13 protein-coding genes and 2 pseudogenes are annotated in these 18188 nt (G+C 71.3%); 9 read left to right on the top strand and 6 right to left on the bottom strand.

Features of this window, described 5'->3' with window-relative positions; genetic code table 11:
* Window positions 1-115: 115 nt before the first annotated feature.
* The 3 genes and pseudogenes from ACWC9T_RS36405 to ACWC9T_RS36395 form a co-directional block, all read right to left on the bottom strand.
* Window positions 116-515: pseudogene (locus ACWC9T_RS36405) on the bottom strand (transposase); the annotation flags it as partial.
* A gap of 180 nt (window positions 516-695) precedes the next feature.
* The gene (locus ACWC9T_RS36400; protein WP_449825325.1) at window positions 696-1196 is read right to left on the bottom strand and encodes a universal stress protein; all 501 of its coding nucleotides are present in this window, start codon (window positions 1194-1196) and stop codon (window positions 696-698) included.
* 5 nt (window positions 1197-1201) lie between these two features.
* Window positions 1202-2458 carry an SLC13 family permease gene (locus tag ACWC9T_RS36395; protein WP_449825327.1) on the bottom strand — a complete coding sequence of 419 codons (1257 nt, stop codon included), beginning with the start codon at window positions 2456-2458 and terminating at the stop codon, window positions 1202-1204.
* Window positions 2459-2837: 379 nt separating this feature from the next.
* Here ACWC9T_RS36395 and ACWC9T_RS36390 point away from each other — a divergent pair, with 379 nt between their 5' ends.
* Window positions 2838-4100, top strand: a complete 1263-nt coding sequence (locus ACWC9T_RS36390) for a hypothetical protein (RefSeq protein WP_449825324.1) — start codon at window positions 2838-2840, stop codon at window positions 4098-4100.
* Between the two features lie 76 nt (window positions 4101-4176).
* Here the strand turns inward: ACWC9T_RS36390 and ACWC9T_RS36385 are convergent, their stop codons facing one another.
* Entirely contained in the window at window positions 4177-5085 is a 909-nt protein-coding gene (locus tag ACWC9T_RS36385) for a LysR family transcriptional regulator (RefSeq protein WP_449825323.1), read from the bottom strand.
* Between the two features lie 266 nt (window positions 5086-5351).
* On the opposite strand from ACWC9T_RS36385, the gene ACWC9T_RS36380 reads away from it, so the two are divergent.
* The 4 genes from ACWC9T_RS36380 to ACWC9T_RS36365 all read left to right on the top strand — a co-directional run bounded on the left by ACWC9T_RS36380 (window position 5352) and on the right by ACWC9T_RS36365 (window position 9462).
* Entirely contained in the window at window positions 5352-6140 is a 789-nt protein-coding gene (locus ACWC9T_RS36380) for a gamma-glutamyl-gamma-aminobutyrate hydrolase family protein (RefSeq protein ID WP_449825322.1), read from the top strand.
* An 86-nt stretch (window positions 6141-6226) separates the two neighbouring features.
* On the top strand, window positions 6227-6904 hold the full coding sequence (locus ACWC9T_RS36375) for a FadR/GntR family transcriptional regulator (protein WP_449825326.1): 678 nt from the start codon (window positions 6227-6229) through the stop codon (window positions 6902-6904).
* Window positions 6901-8340, top strand: coding sequence for an amino acid permease (locus ACWC9T_RS36370; RefSeq protein ID WP_449825321.1), 1440 nt, complete (start codon window positions 6901-6903; stop codon window positions 8338-8340). Before ACWC9T_RS36375 ends, ACWC9T_RS36370 begins: the two co-directional genes overlap by 4 nt.
* A 105-nt stretch (window positions 8341-8445) precedes the next feature.
* On the top strand, window positions 8446-9462 hold the full coding sequence (locus ACWC9T_RS36365) for an asparaginase (RefSeq protein WP_449825320.1): 1017 nt from the start codon (window positions 8446-8448) through the stop codon (window positions 9460-9462).
* Between the two features lie 620 nt (window positions 9463-10082).
* Here ACWC9T_RS36365 and ACWC9T_RS36360 read toward each other — a convergent pair.
* The gene (locus ACWC9T_RS36360) at window positions 10083-11183 is read right to left on the bottom strand and encodes a hypothetical protein (RefSeq protein WP_449825319.1); all 1101 of its coding nucleotides are present in this window, start codon (window positions 11181-11183) and stop codon (window positions 10083-10085) included.
* 688 nt (window positions 11184-11871) lie between these two features.
* On the opposite strand from ACWC9T_RS36360, the gene ACWC9T_RS36355 reads away from it, so the two are divergent.
* Window positions 11872-12489: a TIGR03086 family metal-binding protein gene (locus ACWC9T_RS36355; RefSeq protein WP_449825318.1), complete on the top strand. Its 618-nt coding sequence runs from the start codon at window positions 11872-11874 to the stop codon at window positions 12487-12489.
* 89 nt (window positions 12490-12578) lie between these two features.
* Here the strand turns inward: ACWC9T_RS36355 and ACWC9T_RS36350 are convergent, their stop codons facing one another.
* Window positions 12579-13115 (bottom strand): hypothetical protein, encoded by a 537-nt coding sequence (locus ACWC9T_RS36350; protein WP_449825317.1) that lies wholly within the window; start codon window positions 13113-13115, stop codon window positions 12579-12581.
* Window positions 13116-13344: 229 nt separating this feature from the next.
* Here ACWC9T_RS36350 and ACWC9T_RS36345 point away from each other — a divergent pair.
* The 3 genes and pseudogenes from ACWC9T_RS36345 to ACWC9T_RS36335 all read left to right on the top strand — a co-directional run.
* Window positions 13345-13689 (top strand): annotated as a pseudogene (locus ACWC9T_RS36345) (integrase); the annotation flags it as partial.
* Between the two features lie 520 nt (window positions 13690-14209).
* Window positions 14210-16537, top strand: coding sequence for an ATP-binding protein (locus tag ACWC9T_RS36340; protein ID WP_449825316.1), 2328 nt, complete (start codon window positions 14210-14212; stop codon window positions 16535-16537).
* A 342-nt stretch (window positions 16538-16879) separates the two neighbouring features.
* Window positions 16880-18058: a GDSL-type esterase/lipase family protein gene (locus tag ACWC9T_RS36335; RefSeq protein WP_449825315.1), complete on the top strand. Its 1179-nt coding sequence runs from the start codon at window positions 16880-16882 to the stop codon at window positions 18056-18058.
* Window positions 18059-18188: the final 130 nt, after the last annotated feature.

The raw sequence follows: 18188 nt of genomic DNA, 5'->3' as shown, positions 1-18188 counted from the left end.
CCCCGCCAGCGCCGCCTTCCACTCCTCGACCTGCCCCACCCCAAGATCAACCACTCGCCAAGTCAACCATGATCAAGTGCGGTTGCAGTACTAGGGCGTGTTTCAAAAGCGCTGGTCACAGCCACTCGTTGATGGCTGCGACCAGCACGGTCGCTTCGTAGCGGACGGCGAGTTTGTCGTACCTCGTGGCGACCGAGCGATGGCGCTTGAGGTGGTTTGATCCCGCACTCCACGGCGTGGCGATCGCGGTAGTCGGCCTTGTCGAACTTCGGCGGCCGACCGCCGTGGGCACCGCGCTTCTTGCGGTTGGTGATCTGGTCGCGCTTCTCCGGGATCGTGCAGCCGATACGACGTCGGCGCAGGTAGACGCGATTCGCGCAGGAGCCGTAGGCCTTGTCGGCGCGGACCTTGTTCGGCCGGGTGCGCGGGCGTCCCGGGCCGAGCCGGGGTACCTGGATGCGGCCCAGGACCACCTGGAACTGCGGGGAGTCCCCGCGCTGTCCGGCCGTGATCACTCGCAGGGGTACCCCTTTCGGCTCGTCGCGGAGCCCGGTGCTCCGCGCGGTCGCCGGTAGGGAACCCCGCACACCTTGGCGTATCCCTTGGTGAACAGCCCCCTTGGCCACAACGATCACGTAACGGCCTTCACCAACGTTGGTGCTGCGAACGGCCGCCAGCGTTGGTTGATCGGCGTGTCACTGGTGGTGGGGTGGGTGAGGCGGCGGGGGCGGGAGGGTGGCGATGCCGGGTGCGCGTTCGGGCCAGACCAGCAGCAGGGGGCAGGGGGCGTGGTCGACGACGAAGCGGCTGGCGGGGCCGAGGCTGCGAGGCCCCAAGTGGGTGAGGTCGCCGTCGCGGGCAAGGATGAGCAGCTCGGCCCCCTGCGCCGCGGTGACGACCTCGCGTTCGACGCGGCCGGTGCGCTCAAGGCGGGTGCAGGGGCGCCGGAACCGGTCGGCCGCGGCGTCGAGGAGTTCTCGCGCGGAGGTGGCCGCGAGGTCTTCCAGTCGGGTGCCGGGGTCGCGCTCGGGGTGGCCGCGTCCGAGCAGGCCGGCGAAGGCGCCGTGCGCGACGCCCGGGATCTCCTGGCCGGTGACGTGGAGCAGGACGATCTCGGTGTCCGTGGGGGTGTGGGTGCGGGCGGCGTCGATGCAGGCGGGCCAGGTGCCCTCGGTGATCCAGACGACAACGGTCACGAGCGTCAGCCTCCGATGATCTGCAGTGATCCCCACAGAGCTACCACGGCCAGTACCAAAGCGGCAGGTACCACGAGCAACCCCAGGCGGGTGAACTCGCCCAGCTGAACGTCGGTGTCGTGCTCTTGGACGATGCGCCGCCACAGCAGGGTGGCCAGTGAGCCGGCGTAGGTGAGGTTGGGGCCGATGTTTACCCCGAGCAGCACCGCCAGCACCGCGCCGGGCCCGGCCGGGGCGGTGAGCGGCAGCAGGACCAGGGTGGCGGGCAGGTTGTTGATGACGTTCGCCAGGACAGCGGCCAGCGCGGCGACGCCGAGTAGGGCGGGCAGAGCCGTGCCGTGCGGGACCAGGTGCGCGAGCGCGGAGGCGAGGCCGTTGTCGACCACCGCCCGCACCACAATGCCCAATGCGAGGATGAAGGCCAGGAACGGCACGGCGGCGGAACGCACGATCGCTCTCGGGGTGGTGCGGCGCTGGGCCAGCGCCCGCACGGCCAGTACCAGGGCGCCGGCCAGTGCGGCCCAGGCTGGGTTGACGCCGAGCGCGGAGGTGAGCACGAACCCGGCCAGCGTGCCAACCACAGTGAGCAGGGCGAACAGCGGCATCTCGGGTGCCGCACCGGTGGCCGGGGCCTGGGCGCCCGCGTCCAGGTCTGCGGCGAAGAAGCGCCGCAGCACGAGATATTCAACGCCGATGGCCACCAGCCAGGGCAGGGCCATCAGCGCGGCGAAGCGGGTGAAGCTCACGCCTGCGGCGGCGAACGCGAGCAGGTTGGTCAGGTTGGAGACCGGCAGAAGCAGCGACGCGGTGTTCGACAGGTGCGTGCAGGCGTACAGGTGGGGCTTGGGGCGGGCGCCGAGTCGGGCGGCGGTCGCGAACACCACCGGGGTCAGCAGCACCACAGTCGCGTCCAGACTCAGCACCGCCGTGACCACCGACGCGACCGCGAACACCTGCACCAGCAGCCGACGCGGACGCCCCACCGCCGTGCGCGCCATCCACGCCCCGCACGCCTGGAACAGGCCCTCGTCATCACACAGCTGCGCCAGCACCAGCACCGCGGCGAGGAATCCGATCACCGGGCCCAGCCGCCCGGCCTCGGCCCCCGCGTGCGCAGGCGAGATCGCGCCCGTGCCGATCAGCACCCCGGCGGCCGGGACCGCGACCACCGCCTCCGGCCACCCCCACGGCCGCACCACCGCGCAGACCAGCACCACCACCAGCAGGCCGACCGACAAGACTTCCGCGAAAGACGTGTTCAGGGCCTGCTCCTCGCAAGTGGCAGTAACGGCGATCTTCCATCAAAGCAGGTGGAGCAACCCCGTGACATTTGGCGGCAGTCGACACCCCCAACAGCTCGCGGCCATGGGCGGTCACTCAGTGCAACTGTCGGCGTGGCCAGATGTCTCCCCGTCAAGTGGCTGCCGGTGGGGAGGTTGCCGCTGACAGATCCGCGACCTGTTCACCGGTCAGGCAGCGCTCCACGATCGCTTGTCGTCAGCCCCGTCGCGTCCGCACGTGTGCGGACTTTCATCGGGTGGCAAGTCCACAAGTGATCGGATTTGATCGTACAGCTCCCACAGGGCAGGCTCGGTGCCGCACAGTGGCGGATCCGCCACGGTCCGGCACGGAGGGAGCCGCATGTCCGGGACCGAGCACAGCAAACCGACTGCACATGTCGTTGTCGGGTACACCCCGCAGGACGGTTTCGTCGCCGTCCAACTCAATCCGCCCCCAGCGGAATACGTGTGGCACGACCGGCAGGCCGAGCACCACCAGGAACGGTTCGGGCCGGGTAATGGCTACCAACAGTGGCTCGCCGTCGACGCCGCCACCGGTGCCGTTTGGTTCGGGGACACCGACTGGCGAACCCAGGACGAGGACGCCGCCCCCTGGCTTCCGGGGCACCGCCGGGCCGCGGCCGGCGATGGCGCTCTGCCTTCCCCGGCCGTGTTCGCGCTCCTGCTCACCCACCGCTCTGTCGACGAGCAGGGCGCCGACACCTGGCGCTTCTTCAGCGCCGAGGAGCTCTACACACTGGCCCGACGGATCCTGGCCGTGGTCCAGCGGGTGATCGGCTCGCTGCATCGTGTGGGCCCGGCCGGGGATCTGGAGTGGTCCGCCGAGGCTGCCACGGCCTGGACCGATCTCGAACAGGCCTGCCTCTACACTCTCGATGCGACGGGCACGGTGACCTGGTCCGAACCCCGCACGAGCCCGGTTCCCGGATGGCGGGTCGAAGTGGCGGACTTCCTCGCCCGGAATCCGGAGCTGTGCGATCCGGCTTGGGCGACGGCTACCGACGCCGAGCTGGACGCCTACGCCACTTACGAACCCGAGTCCGGTTACGGCGGCGTTCCGGGACGGATGTGTACTCCGGCGGGCGTCCGGATCGAGGAGGGCTACACCTTCTACGGTCACCGTGCGGCTCTGTACGCCTACCGCGCGGCCGCTTGCGGCGACCGCGCCCCGGTCGAAGCCGGGCTCTGGCTGCGGACCAGCGATGCCGGACGGAGCAGTTGGGAGGACGCGAAGGTTGTGGGAGCGAGTCTCGCCGACGCCCCTGACTGCGTGTTGGACCACCTCGCCGAGACGTTCCGCAGCGCTGCGGCCGACGACGGCGTGGTCCTCACCGGCCTGACGGCCTACCTGCGGCAACAGCGGGCCGAGGAAAGGGCGGCGGTCGACGACACGCTTGCCGCCACCGGGGAGGAGCTGAAGCGCCTGGAGGAGTTGCTCAAGGAGGTCCGCCTGGTCCGGAACACCGTCCTGACCCGAGTCCTCAGCTGGACCGACGGGCGGGACGACGAGGTGATCGCCCGCCTCGCGGCGATGCCGCCCGTCGCCGTGGCCGAGTGGCGGGAGCGGCTCACCGCCGACCGGAGTGTCCGACCGGAGGGGTGAGAGGCTGCCCGGAGGACCGGCCCGCAGGCGGGCCGGCAACGTTCGGGTCCGAACTCATCGAGGCGTTGTCCCCACCTCATGAGAGGGCGGCCAGCGCCTGCGCGGCGAGCATTCGTTCCAGGCCCAGGAGGGCGCGTGGGGCGTGCCGGGTGTCGATGCGGACGGTGTAGATGAAGCGCGTCAGCTCCGGGTCGGCGAGGGGGCGTGCCACGACCTGGGTGCTACCCGGGGGGAGGGCCAGCCGCGGCATGACGGCGACGCACAGGCCGGCGGCCACGAAGCCGAGCACGGTGTTGAAGTCGTCGCCGTCGTATTCCAGGCGGGCCTGGAAGCCCGGTGTCTTGGCCATCTGAGCGAGCAGTTCCAGACGCAACGCGGCCTCCGGAGCCGCTATCCAGGTCTCGGACGCGAGGCCGGCCAGGTCGATGACGTCCCGGTGGGCGAGGTGGTGGTCGGCCGGGACCACCGCCACGACCGGGTCCCGCGCGACCAGCGTTCGGCGCAGCCCCCGGGGCGGCGGCATCGGGATGAAGTCGTAGTCGTAACTGAGGGCCAGGTCCATGTCTCCCCGCTTGAGCCGGCTGTAGCCGGCTTCGGGCTCCACTTGGGAGAGACTGACCTGTACATCCGGATAGGTCGCGTGAAGCTCTGCCAGCGCCTGCGGGACGATGCCGGCGGCGGCGGAGGCGAAGGCGCCGAGCCTGATCCGTCCGGCCGTGCCCGCACGCATGGCGTCGAGTTCCACGGACGCCGCCGCCAATGCGCTTCGGACGCGCTGTTCGGCGTCGAGGAGGACCATGCCGGCCGGGGTGGCGCGTACGGGGCGGCGCTCGATCAGGATGAGGCCGGCGCGGCGTTCGAGTTCGGCGATCTGTTGCGAGACGGCGGGCGCGCTGTAGCCCAGCTCGCGTGCGGCGGTGTTGAAGGAGCGGTGGCGGACCACGGCTTCGAGGGTGGCGAGCAACCGGGGGTCGAGTCTCTGCACGGAGTTAAGGCTCACTTATCTGTCGCGAAGATGTCTTTTCTTGTGCTTAAGCATGAACGGCAGCAGGATTCTTGCTCGCGGCCCGGATGTGCAAGCCTCCGCCCCCGGGTTCGCGACCCACCACCCCCCTCGTCGGGCGCGTTCGTGCGCCCGCAGGGCCGTGCGCCCCCTCTTCCGCAGCCCTCCTGACCCCGCGTCCGTCGGGCGGGCGGGCTGCGGAGGAGACGGCCGTCGACGATCGACTCTCGCCCCTGAAAGGAAGTGGTATGCCCAAGCCACTCATCGGACTGACCACCTACCTCGCCGACGCTCAGTGGGGGGAGTGGGAGCTGCCCGCCGCGCTGCTGCCCGCGGCGTACATCAGCTGTCTCCAGGCGGCGGGCGGCCGCGCGGTCCTGCTGCCGCCGGACGCGCCGGAGGCCGCGGCCGATGTCGTCGCGCGTCTGGACGCGATCGTCCTGACCGGCGGCGAGGACGTGGATCCCGCGCTGTACGGGGCGCGGCCGCATCCGTGCACGGGACCGCCGGTGCACGAGCGCGACCGGTGGGAGTGGGCCGTGCTGGCCGAGGCTCTCGCGCGTGACATGCCGGTGCTGGGAGTGTGCCGCGGAATGCAATTGATGAACGTGCACGCAGGCGGAACCCTGATCCAGCACCTCCCCGAAACGGTGGGTCACCACGGGCACAGCCTGCACGGCGGCCACTTCTCCCCCCATGCCGTCACCACGGTGCCGGGGACGCGGATCGGCGCGCTCCTTCCGGGGACCCGCCAGGTCGCCACGCACCATCATCAGGCGGTGGAGTCCCTCGGGGCCGGCTTGATCGTGGGCGCCCGCACGGCGGACGGCACCATCGAGGCGATCGAGAGCACCCGGCACCGCTTCGTGGTTGGCGTGCAGTGGCACCCTGAAATGGCTTTCGATTCGGCGGTGGTGCACGCCCTGGTGGCCGCCGCCAGGTCGACTCCGAACCCCGCTCCGGGCCGCATCGACGAGCGGAAGGTGCGCCTCCGGCGGAGTTCACCGGAAGTCATTGGGACGACCCCGGTGTCTTGACACCGCTGCGCTCCAACCCCCAGGATCACCCCGTGAACCTGTCAGACAGCCAGACAGGTGGTCCGATCCTGCGGCGCGTCAGCGCGATGGAAGCGGTGTTCGGCCACCTGCGCAGCGCCATCGAGCGCGGTCAGTACGCCGTGGGGGACAAGCTCCCCTCGGAAGCAGAGCTGTGCCGGACCCTGGAGGTCAGCCGGCCCGTGCTGCGGGAGGCACTCCGTGCCCTGCAGGCGATGGGCCTGACCGTCTCCAAGACCGGCAAGGGCACCTTCGTCGTGGCGAACACGGTCGAGGACCCCACCTTCGGCGACTACGCGGCCAGCGACCTCCTGGAAGTGCGCCGGCACGTCGAGATCCCGGTCGCCGGCTACGCGGCGCTGCGCCGCACCCCGGAGGACCTGGACCACCTGGCCCACCTGCTCGACCGGATGGAGCGGGAGACCGACACAACCGCGTGGGTCGCCCTGGACACCGTCTTCCACCTGGCGGTGGCCGAGGCCTCCGGCAACCCGGTGTTCCGCCGGGTGATCGAGGAGATCCGTGACGCACTGGCGCGTCAGTCGACCTTCCTCAACGAACTCGGCGGTCGGCGCGAGCAGTCCAACTGCGAGCACCGCGCGATCGTCGAGGCCCTGATCGACGGTTCCGAGCCCGACGCCGTCGAGGCGATGTCCCACCACCTCCACCGCGTGGAGGCCACCCTCACCGACATCGTGCGCCCCCAGCGCGCGGACACCTCAAGAGAAGGCAGAGCCGAGGCGTGAGCGAGCAGTTCCTCAAAGACGAGAAGCGCCCCACGACCCGTCACGTCGACGCCGGCGACACCGGCTACAGCAAGTCCCTGAAAGCCCGGCACGTCAACATGATCGCCATCGGCGGTGCCATCGGCACCGGGCTGTTCCTCGGCGCGGGCGGACGGCTCGCCGATGCCGGGCCCTCCCTGTTCGTCGCGTACGCCATCTGCGGCGTCTTCGCGTTCCTCGTCGTGCGCGCACTCGGCGAGCTCGTCCTGTACCGCCCGTCCTCCGGCGCCTTCGTGTCGTACGCCCGGGAGTTCCTGGGGGAGAAGGGCGCTTACACCGCCGGCTGGATGTACTTCCTCAACTGGGCGACCACCGGCATCGCCGACATCACCGCCGTCGCCACGTACACCCACTACTGGCACCTGTTCGCCGACGTCCCGCAATGGGCGATCGCGCTCATAGCCCTGGCCGTGGTCCTCACCGTGAACCTCATCTCGGTGCGGATCTTCGGCGAACTGGAGTTCTGGTTCGCCATCGTCAAGGTCAGCGCCCTGCTCGTCTTCATGGGCATCGGGATCTTCCTGCTCGTCACCCAGCACCCGGTCGACGGCGTCGTACCCGGTCCGTCCCTGATCACCGACAACGGTGGGATCTTCCCCAACGGCCTGCTGCCGATGCTGCTGATCATCCAGGGCGTCGTCTTCGCCTACGCCTCCGTCGAACTGGTCGGCGTGACGGCCGGGGAGACCGAGAACCCCGAGAAGATCATGCCGAAGGCGATCAACTCGATCATGTGGCGCGTGGGCCTGTTCTACGTCGGCTCGGTCGTCCTGCTGTCGATGCTGATGCCGTGGAACAAGTTCACCTCCGGCCAGAGTCCTTTCGTGACGGTGCTCTCCCACATCGGTGTCCCGGCGGCCGGCAGTGTGATGAACCTGGTCGTCCTCACCGCGGCGATGTCCTCGCTCAACTCCGGCCTCTACTCCACCGGCCGCATCCTGCGCTCCATGGCCGTCAACGGATCGGCCCCGCGCTTCACCGCCCGGATGAGCCGCAGCCAGGTGCCCTACGGCGGCATCCTGCTCACCAGCGGCATGTGCGTCCTCGGTGTCGGCCTCAACTTCGTGGTCCCCGCCGACGCGTTCGAGATCGTGCTCAACCTCGCGGCCATCGGCATCATCGCCACCTGGGGCATGATCATGGTCTGCCACCTCCTGTTCTGGCGGAAGACCACGGCCGGCGAACTGACCCGCCCCGGCTACCGCCTGCCCGGCTCGCCCTGGACCGAACTCGTGACGCTGGCCTTCCTCGCCGCCGTCCTGGTCCTCATGTACGCCGACGGCGGCGCCGGGCGCACCACCGTGCTGTGCGTACCGCTCATCGCTGCCGCACTCGTCGCCGGCTGGTACACGATCCGCGGGCGCATCGCGCGCGCCGCCGCCGGAACCGACGACTGAACCCGGGCGTCCCGGGGGACCCGCGGACCCACCGCGCATCCGCCCAGGCCCGCCGCCCGCAGGCACACAGGTCAGCAGCCCCAAGCCATCACGATCGAGGCAGTCATGCTCACCAGCCCCCTCGCGGACGCACCCGCGATCCGCGAGCCCCGCCACGCTCCCATCGCCCACGTCACCCGTGGCGGCGTGATCGAGAGCACCCACTACGGTTCCGTCGTCGTCCTCGGCGGCGACGGCAAGGTCCGGTTCCACCTCGGCGACGCGGAGGCCGCGTGCTACCCGCGATCGGCCCTCAAGCCCGTCCAGGCCGTCGCCATGGTCCGCGCGGGACTGCCGCTCGACGGCGAACTGCTCGCCCTCGCGATGGGCAGCCATTCCGGGGAGGAACGCCACCTCGCCGGCGCCCGGCGGATCCTGGCGCTCGCCGGCCTCACCGAGGACGACCTGCGCAACGTCCCGGACCTGCCGTACGACCCGGCCATCCGCGACGCCTGGATCCGGGAGGACCGCGCGCCCTCCCGGCTCGCCCAGAACTGCTCCGGCAAGCACGCCGCGATGCTCCACCTCTGCACGCTCAACGGCTGGTCGCTGCAGGACTACGACGCCCCCGAGCACCCGCTCCAGCGGATGATCGCGGAAGTCGTGGAGGACCTCACCGGCCAGCGCATCGCGCGCGCCACCGTGGACGGCTGCGGCACCCCCCTGTTCGCCGTCTCCCTGAACGGCCTGGCCCGTGCCGCCGCGCGCATCGCCACCGGCGCGCCCGGGACCCCTGAATTCCGGGTGGCGGACGCGCTGCGCAGGCACCCGGAGATGGCCTCCGGCGCGGGGCGGGACGTAGCCGAACTGATGCGTGCGGTACCCGGGCTGCTCGCCAAGGACGGCTTCGAAGGCGTCCAGATCGCCGCGCTGCCGGACGGCCGTGCCGTCGCCCTGAAGATCGCCGACGGGGCGAACCGGGCGCGCATCCCCGTGGCGGCGGCCGCCCTGGCGCTGGCGGGAGTCGACCCGCGGCTGCTGACACGGTTCGCGGGGAAGCCGGCGACCGGCGGCGGCCGGCCCGTCGGTGGCGTGCGGCCGGTGGCGGCGCTGGACCCGTCAGCCCTGCTCGCCCCCGTGTGACCCGACCACGAGAAGAGGGCCTGCACACCCATGACCGTCGCCTCGGCGGGGGTGTCGCTCTGGTGCGGATTTCCGCTGACATTCTGTGACGCGTCATGGTGACAGAGCCGTGCGGTTCCCTTGGCCAGCGCGCCGCCCGAGGTGGTCGAACTGCTACTGCTGCGGTTGACCTGGGTCAGCGAAGGCTGATCACGCGAGGTTGTGCGTGCTGTGCCCAGTCGGCCCATCAACCCGAGAAGCTCCGGGCGGGAATGCCGAGCAGGCCCGCGAAGCCGGCGACCAGTTCGGGGGTCACCTCGACGGCGCCGCGGCCGATCCCGCCGATGGTGGATGCCGCCAGGTAGATCCGCCGGTCGGGCCCCGGACCCGCCGCCCGCTGCGAACCGCAGCAGCCGGGGCGCAGGCCGCCTCGAAGACATCCGCTACATGCTCCGCGCCCGCACCGCCGACACGTGATCCCGCGGCCCGGGCCGGCCCTGCGGTCGGGACGACGGCTATGGCGAGCGCGGAGAAGAGTGTGGAGGGGAGATCGTTTGCCGTGGACGGGGCGGGCGGGGTCGGCGTAGGCGGCTTCGGCCCGGTCGTCACCGTCCGGGTGAGGAAGGCCGGTGTCGACGAGCTCAGCGCCGCCAGCGGTAGAGGGCGTCCCATTCCTCGGTGATCCAGGTACCGTCGCCGACCCGCATCACGTTGTCGACCTCGGCCATCGGGTACTCGATGCGGCCGTGCAGGGCGCCGGTGGCGGGGTCGGCGAGCCAGTGGCTGTGCTCCCTCCAGCCGTCCCTGCCGAACATGTACACCGCGGCCTCGTCGTAGGTGTTGTGGAGCGTCACCATCGCCGTGTCGTCGTCCACGAACCCGCTCGAGGAGGAGATGCGCGGGTCGTTGTGCACCGAGCAGTCGCCGGTGCCGGGGGCCGGGAAGTCGCTCAGGCTGAGCGAGGCGGTGACCTGGTACGTGGGGAGGCTGTGCCAGCTGACGTCCCGTCCCCTCCGGTCGACGGTCATGCAGCGGGCGTTCCTTGAGTCCATGCCCAGGTACTCGCGCTCGCTCAGGAGCAGGTCGCCCCGGTCCTGCGGCAGCTGCCTGCCCAGGACGATGGCACCGAATTCCCACCGTGCCCCGTAGTGCGTGGCCGCCGCCCGCCCTCCGGACACGGTCACGCCGGAGACCTCGTCGTTCTCGTCCCAGAGCAGGCTGACGAACCGCTCGTAGCCGCCGCACGGGAGCACGCTCCGTGCCAGCACCGTTCCCTCGGCGTCCAGGGTGAGGATCAGGGTGCTGTCGGGTAGTCCGGAGGGGAGCCGCAACCAGATCCGGAGCTCCTGGTCGGCGCCGCCCGCCGAGGAGCCGCCGACGGCGGGGCGGGACGCGGCTCCGGTCATCGAGAAGTCGAGGTAACCCCAGCGGCCCACGTCCCACGTGCCGTACGGCTGCTTCCACAACCTCGTGCCGTCCCGGGCGACCGCGACGTACTCCGTCGCGGTGCCGAAGACGGCGAACGACAGGTCGGGAGCCACCCACTCCCTCGGCCACCGGTTGGGCGACGGGGCCGGGAACTCGGCCGTCAGCTCCGCCTGTTCCTTCAGTTCGTAGATGCGCAGCGACTCGGCGCTGCGGACCTCCAGACGGGGAACGGGGCCGGTGGGGTTGAGGAAGGTCTGGGCGCCGTCCCGGTCCGGGATCGGGTACTTCGCCACCAGCCGGGGTGTGATCGTCATGCCGGCATCCTCTCGCGGCCGGCCGACAGCGCGGTCCTCACACGGATCGGGGGTGCCACTCGGGACGGGGGCCTGGCCCGCTGCACGTCCTGCTCGGCGAGCTCCACCACGCAGAACTCCCGACGGAGCTGGTACGCCACCGCACCGCGCAGCCGGGCGCCGGCGGACCAGCTGGTACCGCGGGAGTGCCGCCACATCGTGCCGGGCCTGACGCCGAGCCAGACGGCAAGCCTCCCGACCGCCCGGGCCGTCGCCCTGTCCCGGCGCAGCCGGCGGTCCAGGCGAGGAGGGCCAGGAGCTGGGCCTGGACGGTGCCGTAGGCGTCGATCGGGCAGCACCAGGGCGGCGGGCGGTCAGTTCGGCGTGGTCCCGACGAGGGCCCTCGGCTTCACTATCGACGCCCAGGTGCAAGTCGGATGAGGCCGGGCCGCAGCGGCCGGGTAGCCGGACGTCGCCGGGGTCCGCACCCTCAACCTGACCCGCCAGGTCCGGGCTTCCCTCGCCGTCGAGGCCGTGCAGAACCTCCAGCGGCAGATGGGCCCGTTCGGCCGGAACCCGCTCTTCGCCGACTTCAACGAGCGCGCCCGGGATCTGCTGGCCGCAAGCCCAGGGCTCGGCAGCGCGAGCACTCTGCCTCGACGTCCGATACCCGCCAGCCCGGGCTGCCCGTGATTCGCACGCTGGGTCCATGGTCAATGTTTTCGACGGGCTCATCGATCGGTTCCTCCTCTCCAGCAGCGAGTTCGAACGGAAGCTACGAGCAGTGCGACCCGAGCAGTGGAGCTGGCCGACTCCCTGTACGGAGTGGAATGTACGGCAGTTGGTCAACCACATGACTCGGGGAAACTTCGGCTACGTGCGTCTGCTCCACGGCGGCGACGGCGCGGAGTTCCTGCGGCTACGGGATGTCGACGCGCTTGGTGCGGATCCGGCCGGTGCCTACGTCCGGTCCGTCCGGGAGTGCGCTCGGGCATTCGACCGGGATGGCGCCCTGCGGCGGGTCCTGGACTATCCTCTGGGCCCGGTAACCGGGCGGCAGGCACTCGCCGTGAGGATCACGGACAGTACCGTCCACACATGGGATCTCGCACGGGCCGTCGGCGCGGAGGATTCCCTCGACGCTGGCCTCGTCGCATGGATCGATGAGCATCTCGAGGAAATCTACGCAGGCTTGGCGGAAGCGCCCACCGCCACCGAAACGACCCACCGGTTCTTCGCCGCTCCCGAGGACACGCTCCCTCACTACGCATCACAGCAGCTGCGCCTACTGCACCGAATGGGAAGGACGCCCGCCCGCGCTCACTGAGAGGACGTTAAGTCCGTTTCTGGTAGATGCCTCGTCCGGGTTGGGTGAGGAATCCCCAAGGCCGGGAAGTTAGTGCTCTGACGGCCCTGTCAAGAGGCTGGTGAGGGCGGTGCCGTGGTGTAGCGGCCGGGCCGGGGTTTGTTGATCAGTCCGTCGCCGACCCAGCGGTTCAGCTGCCGGTGGAGGCTGGTGAGGTTGTCGCCGAGGTGCTGGGCGAGTTCGCGGGCACTCCAGACACGGCCGGGGTCTTCCCGGAACAGGGCCAGGACGCGCTGGCGGCGCCGGTCGGCCGGGGCGATGTGCCACTCGGGGCGGGCGGCGGCGGGCAGTTCGGGTTGTTCGGGCGGCTGGAGGATGGCGATGTCGAGGCCGGTCACGGCCCGGCTGTGGTCGGGCCGGCCGTCGGGGAGTCGCTCGTTGTAGCGGGAGATGGGCGACTTGACCTTGCGGGTGCTCACCCGCAGGCGGCGCGGCGCCAGCAGAGCGTTGCGGATCTGTTGGATGAGCGCGCCGGTCGCCTCGGCCCCGTCGGCCTGGACGAGGTGGTCGCGGGCGGCCTGGAGGGCGACGGTGAAGCTGCAGCGGTCCGGGTCGGTGCTGGTCCGGGACTCGGCGGCCTCGACCATCGCCGCGCGCAGTAGCTCCTGGTAGCCGGCGCCAATCGCAGCCAGATCAGTTCCTCAGCAGGATGCGGGTGCGGAGGAGGTCGAGCTTGGCGCGGCCATAGCCGTGCCCTTGCCGATAACCTCATCCGCCCCGGTGAGAGGCACTGCGCGGGGGTGCACTGGTGTCGGCCTCGTTGGTCGGTCCAGCATTCTGGCGGAGCCGATGAGGTCCGCGGCATGATGATCGACCGTGCTGCTGCGACTGGCATACCTGACCGTCACGAACGCGTTCGCGGTGCTGGGACTACTGCCGATGAGCGACCGTGAGAAGGACGTGGAGATCCTGGCCCTGCGCCATCAGATCACCGTGCTGGAGCGGCAGCTGAACAGACGGCGGGTACGGTTCGAAGCAAGCGACCGGGCGTTCCTGGCGGCATCGCTCCGGGGTCTGCCGGCGCGGGTGCTGCGTCGGATGCGGTTGCCGGTGCGGCCGGACACCGTGCTGCGCTGGCACCGCGACCTGGCAGCCCGCCGCCACGCCGCCCGGTCCCGTCCGAAGCGCCCAGGCCGACCGCGCACCGTGCGCTCAATACGCGGCCAGGTGCGGTCCGCGCGGGGCTGCTCGACCACCTCCCCACCGACAGGCTGCGGCGCCTTGTGTTGCTGGTCCGCCCGGAGACGGTCCTGCGGTGGCACCGCGCCCTGCTCAAGCGGCGCGCACAGCTCCGGCACCTGGATGTCCACCGACGAGACCGGATCGGCGGAACCCTGCACGAGTACCACCATGCAGCCAGATCAGGCCGGATGAATAATCGGCACCCGCAGAGCCGGCAGGGCGGGGTTCATCGCCAACCCGTCCATCACCTCGTCGAGGTGGACCGGAGTCAGGGCGTCAGCGTCCATGCGGTCAGGATGTCAGGCGGGGTTCGATCCGACGCCACCGGGCCCCGGCTCACACCGATCAGGGCTCGCTCTCCGGGCGGGACCAGTGCCGTGCGGCACGCGCCCGGGGCCCGGGCCGCCACCGTGCCACCCCGAGGTCCGTCGACTATGCCGTAGGCAAAACCTGCCTCCCGGGGGCAGCGGAACACGCCGGCCGCGCGCTGTCATGTACCATGCACATCTACCAACGGATGGACGGCGGCATCCCCGCCGAGACGACGAGCCTGGTCGGCAGGCGACGCGAACTCGCCCGCATACGCCAACTCCTGTACCGCACCAGACTTCTGACCGTCACCGGAGCGGGCGGGACCGGCAAGAGCCGCGTCGCGCTGCGCACCGCCCGGGACCTGCGCGACCGCTTCCCCGATGGCGTACGGATGGTGGACCTCGTCCCCGTGCGGGACGGCGACCACCTGGCGCAGAGCATCGCGCTCGCCCTCGGACTGGACCACGACGGCACCCGGCCCGCCCAGGACCTGCTGACGGAACACCTCGCCGAACGGCGACTACTCATGGTCCTGGACAACTGCGAGCACCTCGCCGACCACTGCGCGCACCTCGTCCACACGCTGCTCACCGCCGCCCCGGGACTGCACATCCTCACCACCAGCCGGCGCCGGCTCGGCGTCTACGGCGAGTACATCCTCGACCTGCGTCCGCTGGCCACCCCCGACCCGGACCGGCTCCCCGAGCCGGAGGCCCTCATCGGTTTCCCCGCCGTGCGGCTCTTCGCCCAGAGAGCCCGCGCCGTGGTCGACGCCTTCCCGCGGACCCCCGACGACTGGACCACCGCAGCGCTCATCTGCCGCCGGCTCGACGGCATCCCGCTGGCCATCGAGCTGGCCGCGGCCTGGCTGCGCGTCCTGCCGGCCGGCAGGATCCTCGACCACCTGGAGGAATGCCCGGAGTTACCCGGCCGGCCCGGCCACGCGACACCGGCCAGGCACCGCACCCTGCACGCCGCGATCGCCCGCAGCTACCACCTGTGCGACGGCGCCGAACGCCGCCTGTGGGCGGCCCTGTCCGTCTTCACCGGCGGCTTCGACCTGGCCGCCGCCGAGGCGGTGTGCCGCGGCGACGGCCTCACCCAGCACGACGTACTCCACCTCCTCGCCGCCCTCGTGGACAAATCCGTCCTGACCCGCAAGGTCCACCCTCGCGAGGACCACCCCGGCGAGGAGCGCTACCGCATGCTCGAGACCATCCGCCACTACGGACTCTCCCGCCTGCGCGCGGAGCACCGCGAGAGACGGATCCGCCGGCGCCACCTCCACCACTACCGCGACCTCGCCGCGCGGGCCGAGAGCGAGTGGTTCAGCCCGTGCCAGAGCGCCTGGCTGGCCCGTCTGCGCCGCGACCACGCCAACCTGCGGGCTGCGGTCGAATTCGGCCTCACCACACCGGGCGAGGTCCACGGCGTCCTCGACCTCGTCGCATCGCTGTGGAGCCACCGGCTGGGCCGCGGCGGCCTCGAGGAGGAACGGCACTGGCTGGGACGGGTCCTCGCGGCCGGCACCGGCACGAGCACGGCCCGGGCCAAGGCCCTGTGGGCCGACGGCTGGCTCGCCCTGCTGCGCGGCGACACACCCACCGCCACCGCCCGCGTCACGGAGTGCCACGCCATCGGCGAGCAGCTCGACCACGCCCCGACCCGTGCCCGTGCCCGCCAACTCGAAGGACTGGCAGCCCTCTTCGACGACGACTTCACCACCGCGATCCACCTCCTGGAGGACGCCCTCGCCCAGTACCGGGCCGACGGCGACCCCGGCGCCACCTGGACCACCCTCTTCCTGCTGACCGTCGCCGGCTGCATGGCCGGCGACCCACGAGCCGCCGACCACGGCCGTCAGAGCCTCGCCCTGTGCGACGCACACGACGCCCGCTGGTCACGCCGCTACGCCCTGTGGGCACTGGGCCTCGACCGCTGGCTGGCCGGCCGCCCCCTCGACGCCGGCGCGCTCCTCCAGGACGCCCTGCGCCACGACGCCCCCGAGCACAACCTGTTCGCCGTCGCCCAGGCGCTGGAGGTGCTGGCCTGGGTCGCCGCCGCCGAGGGTTCCGGCGCCCACGGCGCCGTCCTCCTCGGGGCCGCGCAGGCCCTGTGGCAGCGGATCGGTGTTGCCCTGCCCGCGCTCGGCCGTCTCCTGCACCACCGCGCCATCTGCGAGGAACGGCTGCGGGAGGCGCTGGCGGAGGCCGAACTGGCCGACGCGCTGCGCGAGGGCGGGGCGCTGACCGTTCAGCAGGCCGTCTCCCGCGCACTGGGCTGGACCCCGCTGGCACCCCCGAAGCGCCCGCCGGCCACGCCGCTGACGACCCGCGAGGGACAGGTGGTCGAACTGCTCGCCGAAGGCCTGACCGACAAACAGATAGCCGCCCGTCTCGTACTGTCGCCGCGCACCGTCGAAGGACACGTCCAGCGCATCCTGGCCAAACTCGGCTTCACCTCCCGGGTCCAGGTCGCGACCTGGAGCGTCGGGGGCCGCACCGGCGGAAGGTGAACGGCCCCGGTCCGCACGGCCCGGGGCACGGCCACCGGGCCCCGCCCGCGGGCCGCCCCCGGTCGCCGGCGGGAACGCGGGCCGCGCGGCAAGACACGTAGATCTACGCTATCCACGCCCCACGCACGTGCCCGACAGTGTCAGTGGTCCCGAACGCGGCGGGTTCGACATCAGGGCCCGGCGGCCCACAAGGCCCCTGCCGGCCCGCCCAGGCAGCACACGCCGCCGCGCTCGGCACGCCACCCCGGTGGGGCCGGCCCCACCAGCCCCCACCGGACACAGCGCTGCCCCCACCCACTCCTCGGGCACCCCCATGGCCCGAGGCATCCCCCAGGAGTACCCGTGCCAGGGATCCGACGCACCGCCTCACGCCTGCTCGCCCCACTGACGGCAGCCGCACTCGCCCTGCCCGTGGTCGCCGTCACCGGCCCCGCCCAGGCCGCCCCGAACCCGACCGCCGTCGCCGCCTCGAACCCGACCGCCGCCGTCGCCATGGGCGACAGCTACATCTCCGGCGAGGCGGGCCGCTGGAAGGGCAACAGCGTCACCACCAGCGGCAGCCGGGCCGGCACCGACCGGTCCTGGACGGGCAGTTCCTACGACCCGGCCCGGATCTACGGCGCCAGCTTCGACAACGGCTGCGACCGCTCCGACGTCGCCGAGATCCGCAGCGCCCCGACCATCGCCCAGAACCAGATCAACCTGGCCTGCTCGGGCGCCACCAGCGCGAACATCCCCCGTGCGTCCAACGGCGGGCAGTCCTACAAGGGCGAGGCCCCGCAGGCCGACCAGCTCGCCGACGTCGCACGCCGGTACACCGTCAAGCTGATCACCCTGTCGGTCGGCGGCAACGACCTCGGCTTCGCCGACGTGATCTCCACCTGTGTCCAGGACTACGAGATCTGGAGCTCCTACTGCAACGCCGACCAGCAGGCGGCCGTCGACTCGAGGATGGAGGCGGCCATGGCCGGTGTCGGCCAGTCCATCGACGAGATCCGCGCCGTCATGTCCGCCGCCGGCTACGCCCAGGGCAGCTACCGGATCGTCCTCCAGTCCTACCCGTCCCCGATCCCGCGCAGCTCCGAGAACCGCTACCCCGAAGGCGGCTGGAGCCGCACCAACACCGGTGGCTGCCCCATGTGGGACCAGGACTCCGACTGGGCCCGTGACCGCCTCGTCCCGCAGATCTCCGACCGGCTCGCCGACGTCGCCGCCGCCAAGGACGTCCAGTTCCTCGACCTGCGCGACATGCTCCAGGGCCGGGAGATCTGCTCCACCGCGACCAGCATGGCCACCTCGAGCACCCCGCCCTCCGCCACCACCAGCGAATGGGCCCGCTTCCTCGACCTCGGCACCACCATCCAGGGAACCGTCCAGGAGTCCTTCCACCCCAACTACTACGCCCAGCTCGCCCTCGGGCGCTGCCTGACCCTGTTCAACGCCACGACCGGCGGAAACTGGTCCTGCCGCAACACCGCCGGCCAGGACGCCGGCGGAATGTACCTCACCCCGGCTCCCTAGGAGCTGTTCAGGATCCGGATCACGTGGCTGGAGTCAGAAGCCGTTATCAATCCGGGCGTGATCGTGTGATTCCCGCTGGTCAGGCATGACGCGGAGGGGTGTGCGGGCAGTATTGGCGCGTCGTGTCGTC

It is taken from the genome of Kitasatospora sp. NPDC001159 (assembly GCF_053598235.1).
Note: the sequence above shows the minus strand (reverse complement) of the source record. Positions and strands in the feature narration are given on the sequence as shown.

What these genes read in the sequence shown, in the direction of transcription:
- ACWC9T_RS36390 (WP_449825324.1), top strand. Translation starts at nt 2,838, where the DNA reads ATGTCCGGGACCGAGCACAGCAAACCGACTGCACATGTCGTTGTCGGG.
- ACWC9T_RS36365 (WP_449825320.1), top strand. Translation starts at nt 8,446, where the DNA reads ATGCTCACCAGCCCCCTCGCGGACGCACCCGCGATCCGCGAGCCCCGC.
- ACWC9T_RS36355 (WP_449825318.1), top strand. Translation starts at nt 11,872, where the DNA reads ATGGTCAATGTTTTCGACGGGCTCATCGATCGGTTCCTCCTCTCCAGC.
- ACWC9T_RS36360 (WP_449825319.1), bottom strand. Translation starts at nt 11,183, where the DNA reads ATGACGATCACACCCCGGCTGGTGGCGAAGTACCCGATCCCGGACCGG.
- ACWC9T_RS36375 (WP_449825326.1), top strand. Translation starts at nt 6,227, where the DNA reads ATGGAAGCGGTGTTCGGCCACCTGCGCAGCGCCATCGAGCGCGGTCAG.
- ACWC9T_RS36350 (WP_449825317.1), bottom strand. Translation starts at nt 13,115, where the DNA reads ATGGTCGAGGCCGCCGAGTCCCGGACCAGCACCGACCCGGACCGCTGC.
- ACWC9T_RS36380 (WP_449825322.1), top strand. Translation starts at nt 5,352, where the DNA reads ATGCCCAAGCCACTCATCGGACTGACCACCTACCTCGCCGACGCTCAG.
- ACWC9T_RS36340 (WP_449825316.1), top strand. Translation starts at nt 14,210, where the DNA reads ATGCACATCTACCAACGGATGGACGGCGGCATCCCCGCCGAGACGACG.